The following is a 16,920-nucleotide window of genomic DNA, read 5'->3' as shown; positions in this document are numbered from 1 at the left end:
GATTTCTGAGGGAAATCGGCTGTCTATATTTTTTGGCTGTTACAGGAATGAAATTATTTTAGCACCATTGTAACTATTCCATAGGCAACTTTTTTACCATTAACGTAGGAAGATACTTTGCAATCATACATTTCGCTCCCGAGTTCACATTTTAATGATGCTTTTAATTCCATAACGTCGCCCGGGAATACGGAATGTAAAAAACGTATCTGCTGCAATTGAAACAGAAGAGGAAGCTTGCCATTCCGCTCCGGAATCGATAGAAGCATAAGGGCGGCAGCCTGTGACATGCATTCGGTAATATAAATTCCGGGTAAGACCGGATAATCCGGAAAATGCCCGGAGAAAATATCCCACTTGGGATTTATGGTAACGGAAGATACGATAGATATTCCCGGAATGAGTTCAGATACCGAATCCAACAGAAGCAGGGGGGATCTGTGAGGCAGGATTTCTTTTATTTGTGTTTGGCTTAATGGCATGTTGACAGTCTCCCTTATACTATGATGTCGGGGTTAAAAGTGTATTTTGCCCTCTGATACCTGCGGATTGTTACGCATTATGTGCTCCCGCAACCCCAGTATGTTTATAGAATAATTGATTTACGGGAGAAAAGAAAGAGTAGAATGATATTTCAGGTAAAAAAATGTGAGGTAAATAAGAATGACGAATTTAGAAAAGTATAACAGGATTGTAAAAAGCAATCTGGGAGCAGATGATAGTCAGCTAAATGATGAGATCTTAGTATATAACCGCTTCCCCAGATGGGATTCTATCACGCATGTTGAAATGGTGGCGGAATTGGAGGAAAAGTTTGATGTAATGTTTGATACTCTGGATATTACTTCATTCGGAAAGTATAGCTTGGGAATAACGATTTTGGAAAAGCTGGGAGTTGATATGGGGAGGTAAGAAATGATCTTTTCGATTGATAAGAATCCGGCGGGGGAGGCGGCACTGGTAGATGATTCAGGAACATCGATTACCTACGGAGAATTAAACGGATATGTCAAGGAATTCGGGAACAGAATAAAAGGAAGAGCTTTGATTTTCTGCTTTTGTAAAAATATGCCCGGTTCTGTAATAGGTTATCTGGGTTGCCTTGAAAACCATCATGTCGCGCTGCTTCTCGATAAAAATCTGGAACAACAATTTTTAGAAACTCTTGTTGAAATATACCAGCCCTCATATTTTTGGATACCAACACAGCTGCGGTACAAAATTACAGGTATGTTTAAGGAACTGATCTATGAAGCACAGGGATATGAGCTTTTTTCAACAGGGAATGAAGCGCCGGATATGAGCGATGAACTAAGCCTATTACTTACCACATCCGGAAGCATGGGTAATCCGAAGCTGGTTCGCTTGAGCAGGGATAACTTAGTCTCAAATGCACAGGCCATAGCAGATTATCTTCAGCTATCCCCCGAGGAACGGCCTGTCACTTCCCTGCCAATGAATTATACTTACGGATTATCTGTAATAAATAGTCACCTTATTTCCGGAGGAAGTATTCTTCTTACTGAAAAGAGTGTAGTGCAGCAGGAATTCTGGGACTTTGTGAAGGAAAAAAAAGCAACAAGCTTTTCCGGTGTACCCTATACTTATGAGTTACTGAAAAAAATCAAAATTATGAATCAGGATCTCACTTCCATTCGGTATTTTACTCAGGCAGGGGGGAAGCTTTCCAGTGCAATGCAAAAGGAATTTGCCGTATGGGCAAAAGAAAAAGGAAAGCGTTTTTATATTATGTATGGACAGACAGAAGCTACGGCCCGCATGAGTTATCTCCCTGAAGAAAGATGTCTGGATAAAATAGGAAGTATAGGAATTCCAATTCCGGGAGGAAGGTTTCTGATTAAGGCACCGGACGGCAATTATATCGATAAGCCGGATACGGTAGGGGAACTTATATATATGGGAAGCAATGTATCACTTGGATATGCGCAGTGCAGGAAAGATCTTATAAACGGAGACGAAAACAATGGTGTTCTCGAAACCGGTGACATGGCCCGAAAAGATGAAGATGGATATTATTATATTGCTGGCAGGAAGAAACGCTTTATAAAAATATACGGAGTTCGTATTGGACTTGATGAGTGTGAACAACTTCTGATAAATAAGTATGAAGGAGCGGAATTCGCGTGTACCGGATGCGATGATGAACTTCATATATATACGACTGACAGTCAGATAAACGAGCAGGTCTGCAGCTGGCTTTCGGAAGTGCTGCATATCAGCCGCAAGGCGTTTACCAGCCATTATATAGAAGAAATTCCTAAAAACAACGCAGGAAAAAAGCTATACTCCGGGCTGGAATTAAAAAACTGATTTAAGGAGAAAAAAATGTCCATCATAGATTTGAATTTTATGGAAAGCCCATATAAGCTTGAAAAGGAAAAAAAGGATATATTTCTGACTGAAAATCTAAGGTATCTGACGGAGTATCACAAAGAAAAATGTACTCCATATGATAATATTTTAAAAGCTTATGGTTATGAGGGGAATAAAGTCTCACATTATGAGGATTTACCGTTTCTTTCGGTTGGTCTTTTTAAAAGAATGAGGTTATGCAGCTGCGGAAACAATGCTGAAATTAAAACAATTACCTCATCAGGCACTACCGGTATGCAAAAGTCTCAAATCATACTGGACGGAGAGACGAGAGCTCTTCAGCAAAAGGCTTTGGCTGCTATAGTGAGTGATTTTATCGGAAAGAAGAGACTTCCGATGCTTATTTTTGACAGTTCTTCCACCATAAGAAAACAAGAGCAATATTCTGCCAGGGCTGCAGGAATATTGGGATTTTCGTTATTCGCAAGCCATAAAACATATGCGCTGAATGATGATATGACATTGAATCTGGAAGCTGTAAAAGAATTTGTGGATAAGAACGGGAAAAATGATTTTATAATTTTTGGTTTTACATATATGATATGGAAGTATTTATATTTAGAATTAAAACAGCGGAATGAATTTATCGATATGACTAACGGACTTCTTATCCATGGCGGCGGATGGAAGAAAATGCAGGACCTGAATATAACTAAAGACACTTTCCGAAACGGATTAAAAGAAACCGGCGGCCTTGTACGCGTTTATGATTATTATGGAATGGCAGAGCAGACAGGAAGTATATTTATGGAATGTGAATTCGGGCATCTCCACTGTTCAGATTATTCCGGAATATTGATACGAAGATCTTTGGATTTTGCAGTTTGTGAGAAAAATGAAAAAGGGATTATCCAGGTAATGTCGTTATTGCCCTTAAGCTATCCCGGCCACAATATTATAACTGAAGATGAAGGGATGCTGCTAGGGGAAGATGATTGTCCATGTGGCCGGAAAGGTGTGTATTTTGAAGTGTTTGGGAGACTTAAAAGAGCTGAGATAAGGGGGTGCAGTGATACCTATGAATGATTTTGGCAATATAAAGTTTATGCTTGGAACACAGGATACATTATTGGATATTAGAAACCAAAAACCAAAGTCGCCTTTTTCGGATGAAATCATTTGTTTTTTTGATTCCCTTTCAAAAAATATTAGAAATAATAAAGATTCAAGGTCCTTTTCCGATGTAATGACTTTTGGGTTCTGGTGCAGAAAAAAAGGGATCCTGCAATACAAAGAGCAATATGGAGATAGATTGAAAGCGACTCTCGGACGCGGGACAACGCTGCATTTTGCACCATCCAATGTCCCCGTTATGTTCGCCTATAGTATGGCTGCGGCGCTGCTTTCCGGAAACAATGTTATTGTACGCTTGTCATCAAAACGATCTGCACAAACAGATTTGATTATAAACGGCTTAAAAAAAACCTTAAATGAGTTTCCTGAAATGAAGCATCGCATGGTGATCTGCTGTTATGAACATGATAAAGCGATAACGGATAAAATGTCACAGCTGTGCGATTTGCGTATTGTCTGGGGAGGTGACGAGACAATAAATGAAATCAGAAAATCGCCTCTGCCGCCAACAGCCTTAGAATTATCTTTCCGAAGTCGTAGTTCTATGGCAATGATAGATGCAGCAATATTCCGGAAAATAGAAGAAACAGGGGACATCGTGAGAGAATTTTATAACGACACTTTTCTGTATGATCAAAATGCGTGTTCCTCGCCGAGAATTATATGCTGGGTAGGAAATCAGGAAGACATTCGGAAAGCGAAAGAAAGATTCTGGTATGAGGTAAGTGTATTTACCAGAAACAGGTATTATCTCGAACCGGCACTTGCAGTAAAAAAGCGGGAGACATCATTTTGTCTGGCCGCGAATGTTCCTGATGTAAAAATTATTGCCGACGATAATCTGATCGTACGAGTTGAACTTCCGCATTTGATGCAGGAAGCGTGGGAATATTCGGTCCCCGGCGGTTTTTTTATTGAAATCAATGTTGAGAAGGTAGAGGAAGCGCTTCCTATCTTTACCGCCAAATGCCAGACATTGTCTTGCCTCGGATTCTCACATGAGAAGATTGCCGGCTTATTGGTGGAAAATCAAGTTTCCGGCATAGATCGCATTGTGGACTTTGGGCATGCTTTGGATTTCTCACTCACATGGGATGGAATTGATTTAATTGAAAATATGATCAGAAAAATAAAGTATTATAATAAGAGAGTTGTCGGGTAGAAATTATGGAATTTACTATTAGAAATGGCGATTTCAAACTGTTTTGCAGGAAAGAAGGAGAAGGAACTCTCGTATTGCTTATTCATGGTGTGGCATGTGACAGTGACTACTTCGATGAAGCTGTGTTATTTCTTAAAAAGCATTATACTGTTGTTTCGTATGACCGAAGGGGATACAGCAGAAGCAGGAAGATTGCCGCCTCTGATTTGACGGCTGATGGATATTCGGTAAAAAGCCAGGTGGAAGATGCTGCAAAAATTATAAAATATATGGACTCGGGAGCAGCTTTTGTAGTCGGCTGCAGCGCAGGCGGCATCATTGCGGCTGAGCTTGCCGGAAAATATCCGGAACTTGTGAGAGGCATTATTCTGCAGGAGCCGCCTCTTACATGGTCGATACAAAGTAAGAATGATATCAGTAAATGGAGAACGGAACTTAAGGATGCACTGGAGAAAAAACATATCAATAGTGCACTTATTTCGCTTAATAGAGCTATGGGGGGAACGGATAACCGGTCAAAGAGCAGAAGCCTGGAAAGCCAGGTTCAGAATCTGGAGAACTTAAAGGTTTTCCTTTTGGAAGAAATAGATTATTTTTTGGAATATGAAATAAGAAAAGAAGAGATCATGCGCCCTTGTGCGGTCATGGTTGGAGAATGTGATAAGGAGGGACTCTTTGCACGGACGGCAGAGTCCACTGCCGTTCATATGAATTGGAGGCTTATAAGAACTCCAGGATTTCATAATTTCCCTGCAGATCTTCCATTCGAATTTGCTGTAATGATAGTCGGTTTAATATCAGAAATGTGGCATTGGCGCAGTATCTGATCATCTGCGCCTCCCAAGCAGCAAATTCAATTTCTGGCTGTCTGCCTGCTTTTTACTGGAAATTGCAGCACACTGTTCAAAGTACAATTTTTGCATGGACTGAAGTTCACCGGAACTCGGCGGAACCCTCTCTAATACTGGTGGAACGTAGGCAGAGTCGTGCTCCTTCACATATCCTGTTAAACAATCATATATTTCTATACATTTCATGCGTTCTTCTTGCGTAATTATATCAGGATAAATTTTTTCCCAACCATTTCCTTTTTGACAGGCAATCCTTGTCTGTGCAGCGCCGGCAGACAAGGAAATCCCTAATTTACATATATCCACCAGAGCCGAAAGCTGTTCCGGTATAATATCTGACTTAAAGTGGTTGGAGTTAAACAGGAATAGTAAATGCTGTGATGCATCAAATAATGCTGTTCTGCATTCCTTTATATGCTGTGAGGTGTTCATGGAATTCAAAAATGTGGTATTTATCTCATCGGCTTTTTTTCTAAGTTCGAGGACATTTTCTGCTGATATCATCAATCTCTCCAATCGCTGGTAAATATTAATTAATAATTTTTCTTAACATGATACTAATTATGTTGAAATAATTAGTATTTTTAAGTATACTCTATACAAAATGTTGCAAAAATGCAACTAAAAGAAAAAACATTTATTTCGTATGTTTTTTAGACAGGAGGGCAAGATGGGCAAAGGCGAACAAGGGAACTTCCCATTTTTAATACAGGATTATCTGGAAGCGATTTTGGAGAATTTTCATGATGGTATTTATATAACGGATAACGAAGCTAATACTGTATATTTGAATCATAGCTATGAATTGATCAGCGGCCTGCTAAAATCTGAAATGATAGGCAGGAATATGAAAGATTTGGTCGCCAGGGGAGTGATTTCAAGGAGCGGTACGCTGGCGGTTCTCGAGACGAGAGACACCTTTACTGCAGAACAGAGTTTCCGGACCGGAAAAAGAGCGATTATTACGAGTACTCCGATTTTTGAAGAGGGTAATAACAGTGAAAATATTATTATGGTTGTCACGATTGTACGTGAGATTACAGAAATCTATTCGATAAGAAGGGAACTTAGAAGAAAAGAGCAGCTGAATCGTACTTACCTGCAGGAAGTGGAACGAATACAGAGAGAAATGACGGGAAATACCGAAATCGTGGCTGTTGATAAGAAATCAATTGGTCTTATGCGAGTTGTAGAACGTGTTTCCATGGTGGACAATCCCATACTGCTGTCAGGGGATAACGGTGTTGGCAAAGAAAAGATGGCTGAATTTATCCATAAACATTCGGAACGCTCTGAGTTTTCTTTCTTGCGTATCAACTTTTCGGTGATACCGGAAGCGGAGCTCATGGGTTATTTGTTTGGAATCTATGATGAAAAAAGCGGTGAATACAGGATGGGGATGCTTGAAAGTGCAGAAAGAGGAACCATCTATATCGAGGAGCTTAGTGAAATCCCGCTAAAACTGCAGATTGTATTGCTTGAACTTATCAGAGAGGGAGCTTGCGTTCTTGGTGACGGGACGGTACGTAAATTAAATGTAAGGGTTATTGCGGGCAGCGTTTATTCTCTTGAAGAATTAAAGAGTAAAAGTATCATTAACAGGGAAATATTAGATATATTTTCATTGTTCCCTCTGGAAGTCGTTCCTTTAAGGGAAAGAAAAGAAGACATAGTCCCTTTGTTGGATTTCTTTTTGAATCAGCATAATAAAAAGACCGGAGAGAACAAAAAATTTGATCGTGACAGCTACAAGATCCTGCTTGATTATCATTGGCCGGGAAATGTTCTGGAATTAAAAAATCTCGTTCAAAGGGCCGCTATAATCAGCCCTGAGGACATTATCGGCCCGCAGGATTTGTTTATTGAAGAAAATATAGAATTTACGAGCAAGAGACAAGAGGAACTTCCGGAGAAATATGACCTGAAGGAAGAGATAGCACGTCTGGAAGCAAGTTACATGGAAAAGGCTTTTAAAAAGTATCGTAATACAAGGCTTGCAGCAGAAAGCCTTGGTATGGACAGTTCAACCTTTGTAAGAAAACGTCAGAAGTATGAGAAAGCCGGGCTTATGAAGGAACGGGGGAAAAAGGCTCTGAAATAGTATTGAGAGTTAATATAGTGTTCGCGAAGCTGCCGAAATAATCATTGAGTAATAAATTTGTTACAAACCAATGTCCGTATTGGTCAGGATATTTCTGACCAATACGAAAATTTGCCAATAAAGTTACCGATGACAAGTCATTTTGCACATTATTAGCTCTGTTTATAATCATGAAGAAAATCTTTAAGCGATTCTGCCGCAATGCTGAGATCATCGACACAAGGAAGATATACGATACGGAAATGATCGGGTTTTGCCCAATGAAAGCCGCCGCCGTGTGTAAAGAGTATCTTTTTCTCTTTAAGAAAATCCAATACGAATCTTTCGTCATCCACAATATGAAATTTTTCGATATCCATGTACGGGAACATGTAAAATGCTGCTTTGGGCTTTACGACACTAAGACCCGGGATATCTGCTATAGCATTGTATATATACTCTCTTTGCTCATAGATTCTTCCTCCCGGCAGCAGCATGTTTTTGGCATCTTCAAGGTTTTCCAGCGCAGTTGGGATTAATGATTGTGCCGGTACATTGGAGCACAGCCGCATGGAAGAAAGAAGATTGATACCTTCTATATATCCCTTTGCCTTGGATTTATCTCCGCAAAGACACATCCATCCACAGCGATAACCCGCTAAGAGATGAGACTTTGATAAGCCGTTAAATGACACGGTCAGTAAATCCGGCGCCAGCGAAGCTAACGCGATGTGCTCAAGTCCATCCATAACAAGACGATCGTAGATTTCATCGGCAAATAAAATTAACCCATGCTGCCTTGCCATTTCAACAATTTGGAGAAGAATCTCTTTGGGATATAGTGCGCCGGTGGGATTGTTGGGATTAATAACTACAATAGCCTTTGTCTTTTCTGTGATTTTGCTTTTCATATCCTCGATATCCGGATACCATTCATTTTGCTCATCGCATATATAGTGTACAGCGACTCCGCCTGCCAACGTAATGGAAGCGGTCCACAGCGGATAATCCGGTGACGGAACGAGTACTTCGTCGCCGCTGTTTAAAAGCCCCTGCATACATAATGTGATCAATTCGCTGACACCATTCCCGGTATATACGTCGTCCACAGAAACATCAGGCATATTTTTGCTCCGGCAATACTCTACAATTGCTTTTCTTGCGCTGATTAGTCCCTTGGAATCTGAATAGCCTTCCGTGTTTGTAAGGTTTTCCGACATACTTTTTATTACTGCGTCCGGTGCTCTGAAACCAAACGGCGCCGGATTTCCGATATTCAATTTGACTATTTTCTCTCCTGCCGCAATCATTCTGTTGGCTTCATCCATAACAGGTCCCCTGATGTCATAACACACATTGTCAAGCTTTGATGATTTTTCAAACATTCTCATAATAAAAACCTCCTAATATTTTTTGTGACAAAGAAAAAGCCCTAAGCGTAAATCTTTACGCTTAGGGCGAATATGCTAATATCCGTGTTACCACCTAAATTCAGGAAAACCTGCTCTCATCCACCACAATCATGATGTGTCCCTGTAACGTGGGAATACGTCGAAACCTACTAAGCATATCATCTGAAATGTGCCTTTGGGCTCCTCTGCTCCGGAACTGCTTCACCATGAACTCCATAAGGATTTTCACCAGCCATCCTCTCTCTGAAACTTCATTCATGCTTACTACTTTCCTTCATTGCATTTATCTTTATCATTAAGAGCATTTTAATTTCTTATAAGTATTTTGTCAATAGTCTATTTATATAAAAGCAATTAAGGCAGAAAGAACGCTTGTTCTGCAAACGTAAATAGTGTATACTTATCCCATTATAATGTTAAAAAATATTTCACATGGAAGAAGGTGTAAGCTATAATATATTTAAGCAGCTTCCTATTATCCGGAAAGACAGTGAATAATCCCAATATATATCCATATAATGTGTTTGCGGATAAACTGGATAAGTTATTTTTATTTAGTTCAATTACAATTTTATATGGCGATAATGCATCCGGAAAATCTACAATATTGAATATTATGGCAAATAAGCTGCAAATTGAAGGACAGGAATATGCCACCAGTAACAAATATGGAATCACGCCCTATTTCAAAAGGTTTATAGCGGAATGCAGTTATATGCTAGGTGAAGAAGAAAGTGGTATGCCGATTGGCAGACTTCCCGAAAGAAGCAGATATATTAAAAGTGAAGATATCTTATATGAAATAAAGAAAATACAACAAGAGCAGATTCTGGGAGATGGATATGTTTATGAACATATTAAGAGAGGGATGCCCAAAGAGCAGAGAGAGCAATTAAGAAACTCTGTAAAGATGAATGAACAAATGGAATATATGAAATTTGCGCAGGAAAAATATTCAAATGGAGAAACCACCTTACAGATGCTGGATGATTATATAGAACCGGATGCGCTCTATTTGCTGGATGAGCCCGAGGTATCGTTGTCACCGGCCAATCAGATATTGCTGGCTGAGAAGATAAATAAGATGTCCAGATTTTTAGGATGCCAGTTCATTATTTCTACACATTCCCCTTTTATGCTAGGGACATTGAATGCAAAAATATATAATTTAGATTCCAGAGAACTGCAAGAAACGAAATGGACAGAGCTTGAAAATGTAAGGTATTTCTATGATTTTTTTGAAAAACACAGGAACGAGTTTAAGTGATAAGATTATTAATGAAATGGTAGGGAGCCTTGTTAAATAATGGGATGATTGGAGAAGTAATAATGGGAAATACAGATAAATTTGAGATGATAGCTAATCGGTATGACACTCCTGAAAGAATACAAACTGCAAAGATATCATCAAATGCAATTCGTGAATATTTAGCTGAGCCCCAAAATAAGAACGCTATTGATTTTGGCTGCGGGACTGGCCTTGCCGGAATGGAATTGCTGCATGATTTCAAATCTATACTTTTTCTGGACACATCGCAAAACATGATCGACCAAGTAAGGAGAAAAATTTCTGATTCTAATATACAGAATGCGGATACATTATGCTTTGATTTGGAAAAGGATAGTTTTTCGAATCTACATGCAGACTATATTTTTATGGTTCAGGTTTTACTTCATATTGATGACGTGGGACTAATTTTATCAAGGCTGTATGATATTTTAAATGAAAAAGGACATTTATTGATCGTGGATTTTAATAAAAATGAAAAAATAGTGTCAGACATGGTTCATAACGGATTTGACCAAATGGAGCTGGCAAATACTATGGAGAAAATCGGATACCGGAATATTCGGTCCAGGACTTTCCATACCGAAAGTAAAATATTCATGGGGAATGATGCATCTTTGTTTATTCTTGATGCCGGGAAATAAGGAGGAAAAAACATGAAAAATGTGAGAAGTGAGCTGCCTGTCAGCCAGCGAGAGGAGCTACTCGTTGCTCTAAAAAGGCGCTTTGAACAGAATATGGATCGCCATGAGGGAATTGAGTGGGAGACGATACTGGAAAAATTGGAGGAAAGACCTAAGAAGTTAGAAGCGCTGGGGAAAATGGAGGCAACGGGTGGGGAACCGGACGTTGTGGAATATGATGAGCGAACGAAGGAATATGTTTTTTATGACTGCTCGGTTGAAAGTCCAAAGGGGCGCAGGAGCACTTGCTATGACCGGGAAGCGCTGGAGACCAGGAAAGAGCATAAGCCGGAGAACAGCGCTGTAGGTATGGCGGCAGATATGGGGATCGAGCTTTTAACTGAGGAGCAATATCGCAGATTACAGAGAATCGGTAATTTTGATGCAAAGACCTCGAGCTGGCTGAAAACACCCGATGAAATTAGAAAGCTCGGAGGTGCAATCTTTGGAGACTACCGGTATGATACCGTATTTGTATATCATAACGGGGCCGAAAGCTATTATTCTGCCAGAGGGTTCCGGGGAACGCTTCGGGTGTAGGCATATCCAATGAGGTCTTTTTTCGTTTTTTGCAGAAGATATGTTTTATATTGACGTATATTTTTTAAATAAATGGTATTATCTTTTCAGGTGAGAACTAATCTTTGGTTCTCACCTTATTGTAAGTCGTAATCAAAATTATTTTTGTGTCGGAATCCTCTTAGCTATTTTATAGCATATCAACCTCTTGACATCATTATCAATATCTTAAGCATCTTGAAATCTTATCATTTTTATTCTTTTATCTCGGATTAAATAACATTTTTTATGCATCCTATAAGCTTCTTATCGTTTATAGACTAATTTTTTTGCGCAGATTGTGGAAGTTAAGGACGAAGAAGAAAATAAATATTAGATTAAAATACGTGCGTAGAAATTTACTGAATAATTTTGGCTTAATTTTGTGTATATTCACTATTGAAATAATCGAACATATGTTCTATATTGTTGTTAACACATGTGGAGAAACTATTAACTTGGTAAATTTTATAGCGAAAGGAAAATACTATGAAAAAAGGTTTTGAAGTAGTAAATATGCACGGTTCTGCGAGTGGTGTTATTCCCGTTCCAATTATAGGAGAAAATGGCTACTGGTATGTAGGAAATGAAGATACTGGCGTGAAAGCAGAAGGAGTCGATGGAAAAAATGGCGAAATGGGACCGGTAGGTCCGCAGGGGGCAAAAGGTGAAAAGGGAGATAAAGGAGACCAAGGCGAGATGGGTCCCCAAGGCCCAAAGGGAGATACTGGTGCTACCGGTATTCAGGGCCCAAAGGGAGATACTGGTGCTATTGGCCCTCAAGGTCCGATAGGTGAAACTCCTGCGTTAGCTGCAAACTTAACTACGACGATTGCAGGTAAAGCCTTAGATGCAACAATGGGAAAAGTGTTAAACGATAAGATAAGTGTTAATACCGCCAGCATAGATGCTGTAAATAGTAATTTAGCATCGTTCCAGCAGTCTTTCCAGGCTGGCTGTAGCATAGTCGCGGCAGCCATCACATCGATGGGTGTTCCTACAGCCAATAATGCGACTCCTACTACGATGGCAAATAATATTAAGAGCATCAGCAACACAATTACTGAAACTCAAGAAATAAGTGTGTCAGGTCTTGGAACAAGTATCAGATTAGGCAGTGTATATGCAGATGCAACATTTTCAAGACCGGTGGTAGGTGTAAGCAAAATCGAAATATCTTTTGAAAATGGTGGATATGTTTTCCAAAATGATACAATGGTACAGCCAACATCAATTTCAGGACAAATTGTTACTTTTCGTGTGGCGCATGATGGTAATTATCCACCTTCGTTTGTAAAATTAAGGATAACAGCAGTGCTGGTGAAATAGCAAAATTAATCGGCATAACATGAATATCTCCTTGAATTAGCAATTATAGAAAATTAAAGAGAGCCTAAGAACCGGAAAAAAAGTAATCTTTCTCGGCTTTTAGATTTTAGGAAAGAAGAGAGGCAGTGGAAATAAAAGTAGCGGTACCAATGAAGACCAACCGGTAGGTAAAGGCTGCAATAAACACAATTAAAACAGTAGACAGCATCAGGATGTATGCAATAACATAGCTGCCTAATATTTTAGGAACGTTGCATGACTTAAAACTAGTTGCGCTTTAATAATTATGAACTGAAGTTCCTAATTTCTTCTTCTCTATAACAGGAAATATTTACCATTGTGTTATGCGAAAGTAAGTGCTATAATAATCCACGTAAAATTCCCCTTTTACAATGGGAAAAGCGCTCGTCCTCGGATGGGCGTTTTTCTTTTTATTATGGGCTTTAGCCTGTTGAGTGTGACGGAGTTTCTCAAAAGAGAAACGTAGACATACGAAACAAAAATCCCCCTGCTTTGCGGGGGGAGGCAGATTGTTATACAAAAAAATCACCTTTCCGTTATGATAGAGTTGTTCAAGCTACTACAATAACGAAAGGAAAGGTGATTTTAATGGCAAACAAAAGTAATGACATGGCACATACAAAGTGGATGTGCAAGTATCACATTGTTTTCACTCCAAAGTATAGACGAAAAATAATATATAATCAATATAAAGAAAGTATCAGAGATATTCTGAAACAGTTATGTTCTTACAAAGGAGTGGAGATTATCGAAGGGCATCTTATGCCCGATCATATCCATATGTTAGTGAGCATACCGCCTAAGATGAGTATTTCAAGTTTTATGGGATACTTAAAAGGCAAGAGTGCACTTATGATTTTTGATAAGCACGCAAATTTGAAGTATAAATTTGGGAACAGACATTTCTGGTCAGAAGGATACTATGTGAGCACAGTAGGACTTAACGAGGCAACAATAAAAAAGTATATACAGGATCAGGAAAAAGCAGACATACTACAAGATAAAATAAGTGTGAAGGAGTATGAGGACCCCTTTAAGGGGTAGCCGAGTAATACAAGCGCTGCTTCAGCGGCTGCGACGAGTCAATGGCGTAGTGGCTTGAACAAAGTGAAAGCCAGCGTCTTTAGGCGCTGGCCGGTAACAGAGGCTTATAGCCTCAGAGCAAACCACGTCTTTTAGGCGTGGTTCTGATTGTAATAGGGAAGTTTCTTTTATAATTGAGGAAAAGAAATATCATGAAGTTCATAGTGCTCAAACCATTCCTCTTTTGTTCTATAAACTGTGTTATAGGAACTAAAAGCAGGAGCAAAGATAGTACACATTTTAAGGTCTGAATTACTAATGTTTATAACATTATGCCATATGCCTGCGGGGATAATTATGCCATAGCCTTCGTATACGTGTGACTGAATGTCGAGGCAATCGTAACAGGGCCCCATGATGATTAATGCCTCACCTTTCTCGATATAAAAAAACTGGTCGGAAGCATAATGCACATCCAGCCCGGTTTCCGTGTCGACGGGTACAGACATAAGTGCAAATTGCATATTTCTGCTGGTCCATCTTGTGGAATAGAAAAGTGTGTTGTCAATAACCTCTGTTCTTAGATCGGTTATATAAGGAACGGGGCCTTGGCCTGTGCTGCTTTGATTATTAGGGAACCTGCCGGTGCTAAAATCCATGTCGTTACTCCTCGAGATTTCTTATAGTATTACTATATGTATTTGGGGACGTAAAGTGTAAAAGTTTGTCGGAAATTAACAGGATTTAGAATGTGATTTTCACGGGTAAGCAATTTAAAGCTGTAAAATAATTTGTTCCGGTCAATACGATATTATTTATATAGGCGGATTCTGCCTCTCGTTTAAGTTTAATTTAAGGTTTGCATGCTATAGTTTGACTAAAGTTTTTAATCAAATCAGGAGGCAAAGATGAAAAAATTTAATAAGGCATTATCCACACTGTTGGTTACATCTATGGCAGTATCGCTGACCGCCTGTGGGAGTACCTCGGGCTCCGAGGAGATACAATCTGAAGAGATTGCAGCTTCGGAGGCAGATGAAGAATCCGGCGGCAGTGCTGGAACATCCACAGATTCTCTGGCGGATTATACACAGAATAACGAAGGTCTGACCTTTGATAACACGAAATGGAATTATGACGAGGAAAATGATGTTTACTGGCAGATTGGAGTAGGCTACTGTACTGCGCCTGAGACGACGGATTACGAAACTATGGGCATCTATGTTCCTGGTGCATATATGAGCGCTGTTGATAATGGAGACGGAACATACACATGCACGATCAATGAAGACGGGGTGATTAAGAGCTATACTGCGACTACAGCGCCTATTGTGTTTCCGGTAAATACAGCGGGCTATTCGGCACAGGCGGCTCCCGCCTCCTATAGCTTTGATGGTTTATCCAGCTACCTCGATGCAGGATACATATATGTCTATTCAGGAATGCGCGGAAGAGACAATGGCTATGATGGCAGCAGTTTGATTTACAGCGGCGGCGCTCCCTGGGGTGTGACCGACTTAAAAGCGGCAATCCGTTATTACCGTTTTAACAAAAGTATTCTTCCCGGCGATTCGGACAGCGTATTTACCTTCGGTATGAGCGGCGGCGGAGCGCAAAGCGCATTGGCGGGCGCCACCGGAGACAGCGAACTTTATTATGCGTATTTAAAGTCCATCGGAGCTGCTATGTTTGATGCGGAAGGAAATATTATCAGCGATGCGGTACTGGGAGCTATGTGCTGGTGCCCGATCACGAGCCTTGATTATGCGGATGAAGCATATGAATGGAATATGGGACAGTATGCTGACAGCGGTACCCGTGCAGATGATACATGGACCTCTGCTTTATCGGATGATCTATCCGAGGCGTTTGCGGGCTATATCAATGATCTGGGGCTTAAGTCGGATGATGGAACGATTCTAACACTGGAGCAATCGGAAGATGGAATCTACGCTTCGGGAACTTATTATGATTATATCCTTTCCCTGGTAGAGAAGTCCTTGAATAATTTCTTAAACGACAGCACCTTTCCTTACACGGAAACCTCAGGCGGATTTGATGCCGACGGCGGCTTCCGAGGAAGCGGAGCACCGGACGGATTTGTTCCCGGCGGCGATTCGGAAGTTAAAGAAGCGCCAGGCAGCGGCCTGCCAAGTGGTGAAGCTCCAAACGGCGATTTTGCCCAGGGTGGCCCGGACGGTAATTTCCCGCAGGGAAATCCCGAAAGTGATTTCGCAGACGGACAGTCTGGCGAGACAGAGGGCACTGTTTATGAAAACGCTCAGGAGTACATCGATTCGCTGAATTCCGACGTGCAATGGGTAGAATACGACGCGGCTGCGAATACGGTGAAAATTACAAGTATCGAAGCCTTTGTGACCCATTGCAAAAATGCTACAAAGGACGTGGGTGCGTTTGATGATTTGAATCGTGCGCAGGCAGAGAATAACGTTTTTGGAAATGATGAAAGTGATTCTCTGCATTTCGATTCCGTATTGGCGAATCTTTTAGTAACCAATGAGGAAGAATATTCTGGATATGGCGATTGGGACGAATCTATAATATCCGATTATACGCAGGATCTGAATGCTGTAGATAAATTCGGCAGGAGCATTCAGACGCGCCTGGATATGTACAATCCCATGTATTATCTGGATGATCATTATGACGGTTATCAAACCTCCAATGTGGCTGCCTACTGGAGAATAAGGACCGGAATAGAGCAGGGCGATACGGCGTCGACGGTAGAAGCAAATTTGGCTTTGGCTCTCCAAAACTATGATGGCGTAAAAGGTGTGGATTTTGAAACGGTTTGGAATATGGCGCATACGATGGCTGAGCGTACCGGCAGCAGTACGGAGAATTTCATCCAGTGGGTAAATGAATGTATGAACCAATAAAATATCGGGATTGCACCGGTGAAGTAAAGAATTTCAGCAATCAGACTATTGAGGTCATTGATAAAACCAGTTAAATAACCATAGTCATGAGAGAAAATCCCTGTCGGCAGACAGGGATTTGTTTTGTATAAATCACAAGGTTAAT

General features: G+C 40.3%; 16 protein-coding genes and 1 other annotated feature. Of the genes, 12 read left to right on the top strand and 4 right to left on the bottom strand.

Translation table 11 applies throughout. The annotated features are described in order from the left end of the window. Positions 1-53: 53 nt before the first annotated feature. Positions 54-482 (bottom strand): 3-hydroxyacyl-[acyl-carrier-protein] dehydratase FabZ, encoded by a 429-nt coding sequence (locus V6984_RS20055; protein ID WP_342757370.1) that lies wholly within the window; start codon positions 480-482, stop codon positions 54-56. Positions 483-663: 181 nt separating this feature from the next. Between V6984_RS20055 and V6984_RS20050 the strand changes: the two genes are divergently transcribed. From V6984_RS20050 to V6984_RS20030, 5 genes are read left to right on the top strand one after another with little or no spacing between them, the layout of a single operon-like run. Continuing rightward, positions 664-912 carry an acyl carrier protein gene (locus V6984_RS20050; protein ID WP_342757369.1) on the top strand — a complete coding sequence of 83 codons (249 nt, stop codon included), beginning with the start codon at positions 664-666 and terminating at the stop codon, positions 910-912. A gap of 3 nt (positions 913-915) precedes the next feature. Further along, complete coding sequence (locus tag V6984_RS20045) at positions 916-2,331, top strand: AMP-binding protein (protein WP_342757368.1); 1,416 nt, start codon at positions 916-918, stop codon at positions 2,329-2,331. A gap of 15 nt (positions 2,332-2,346) precedes the next feature. Further along, positions 2,347-3,420: an acyl-protein synthetase gene (locus tag V6984_RS20040; protein ID WP_342757367.1), complete on the top strand. Its 1,074-nt coding sequence runs from the start codon at positions 2,347-2,349 to the stop codon at positions 3,418-3,420. Continuing rightward, positions 3,413-4,630 carry an acyl-CoA reductase gene (locus tag V6984_RS20035; RefSeq protein WP_342757366.1) on the top strand — a complete coding sequence of 406 codons (1,218 nt, stop codon included), beginning with the start codon at positions 3,413-3,415 and terminating at the stop codon, positions 4,628-4,630. The genes V6984_RS20040 and V6984_RS20035 overlap by 8 nt, the downstream gene beginning before the upstream one ends. Positions 4,631-4,635: 5 nt before the next feature. Then, positions 4,636-5,457 (top strand): alpha/beta hydrolase, encoded by an 822-nt coding sequence (locus V6984_RS20030; RefSeq protein ID WP_342757365.1) that lies wholly within the window; start codon positions 4,636-4,638, stop codon positions 5,455-5,457. On the opposite strand, the gene V6984_RS20025 is transcribed toward V6984_RS20030, so the two are convergent. Next, positions 5,458-5,985 carry a hypothetical protein gene (locus V6984_RS20025; RefSeq protein ID WP_342757364.1) on the bottom strand — a complete coding sequence of 176 codons (528 nt, stop codon included), beginning with the start codon at positions 5,983-5,985 and terminating at the stop codon, positions 5,458-5,460. A gap of 166 nt (positions 5,986-6,151) precedes the next feature. On the opposite strand from V6984_RS20025, the gene V6984_RS20020 reads away from it, so the two are divergent. Further along, entirely contained in the window at positions 6,152-7,582 is a 1,431-nt protein-coding gene (locus V6984_RS20020; RefSeq protein WP_342757363.1) for a sigma 54-interacting transcriptional regulator, read from the top strand. A 152-nt stretch (positions 7,583-7,734) separates the two neighbouring features. Here V6984_RS20020 and V6984_RS20015 read toward each other — a convergent pair whose 3' ends face one another. After that, a complete protein-coding gene (locus V6984_RS20015) occupies positions 7,735-8,952 on the bottom strand; it encodes a pyridoxal phosphate-dependent aminotransferase (protein ID WP_342757362.1) in 1,218 nt (405 codons plus the stop codon). A gap of 59 nt (positions 8,953-9,011) precedes the next feature. Beyond that, positions 9,012-9,260 (bottom strand) — a binding site (T-box leader). A gap of 329 nt (positions 9,261-9,589) precedes the next feature. On the opposite strand from V6984_RS20015, the gene V6984_RS20010 reads away from it, so the two are divergent. The 5 genes from V6984_RS20010 (at position 9,590) to tnpA (ending at position 13,896) form a co-directional block, all read left to right on the top strand. After that, the gene (locus V6984_RS20010) at positions 9,590-10,240 is read left to right on the top strand and encodes an AAA family ATPase (RefSeq protein WP_342757361.1); all 651 of its coding nucleotides are present in this window, start codon (positions 9,590-9,592) and stop codon (positions 10,238-10,240) included. Between the two features lie 62 nt (positions 10,241-10,302). Then, positions 10,303-10,905, top strand: a complete 603-nt coding sequence (locus V6984_RS20005) for a class I SAM-dependent methyltransferase (RefSeq protein WP_342757360.1) — start codon at positions 10,303-10,305, stop codon at positions 10,903-10,905. Positions 10,906-10,917: 12 nt separating this feature from the next. Beyond that, entirely contained in the window at positions 10,918-11,484 is a 567-nt protein-coding gene (locus V6984_RS20000) for a DUF4256 domain-containing protein (RefSeq protein WP_342757359.1), read from the top strand. 507 nt (positions 11,485-11,991) lie between these two features. Continuing rightward, positions 11,992-12,831: a hypothetical protein gene (locus V6984_RS19995; protein ID WP_342757358.1), complete on the top strand. Its 840-nt coding sequence runs from the start codon at positions 11,992-11,994 to the stop codon at positions 12,829-12,831. A 609-nt stretch (positions 12,832-13,440) separates the two neighbouring features. Further along, positions 13,441-13,896 carry an IS200/IS605 family transposase gene (gene tnpA / locus V6984_RS19990; RefSeq protein WP_342756422.1) on the top strand — a complete coding sequence of 152 codons (456 nt, stop codon included), beginning with the start codon at positions 13,441-13,443 and terminating at the stop codon, positions 13,894-13,896. A 167-nt stretch (positions 13,897-14,063) separates the two neighbouring features. Here the strand turns inward: tnpA and V6984_RS19985 are convergent, their stop codons facing one another. Then, on the bottom strand, positions 14,064-14,534 hold the full coding sequence (locus V6984_RS19985; protein WP_342757357.1) for a cupin domain-containing protein: 471 nt from the start codon (positions 14,532-14,534) through the stop codon (positions 14,064-14,066). A 249-nt stretch (positions 14,535-14,783) separates the two neighbouring features. Between V6984_RS19985 and V6984_RS19980 the strand changes: the two genes are divergently transcribed. Then, entirely contained in the window at positions 14,784-16,775 is a 1,992-nt protein-coding gene (locus V6984_RS19980) for a subtype A tannase (protein WP_342757356.1), read from the top strand. Positions 16,776-16,920 lie beyond the last annotated feature (145 nt).

Origin of the sequence: Kineothrix sp. IPX-CK (assembly GCF_039134705.1) — a bacterium.
Taxonomy (GTDB): Bacteria; Bacillota; Clostridia; order Lachnospirales; family Lachnospiraceae; genus Kineothrix; species Kineothrix sedimenti.
This window is presented reverse-complemented; position numbering and strand designations above follow the sequence as displayed.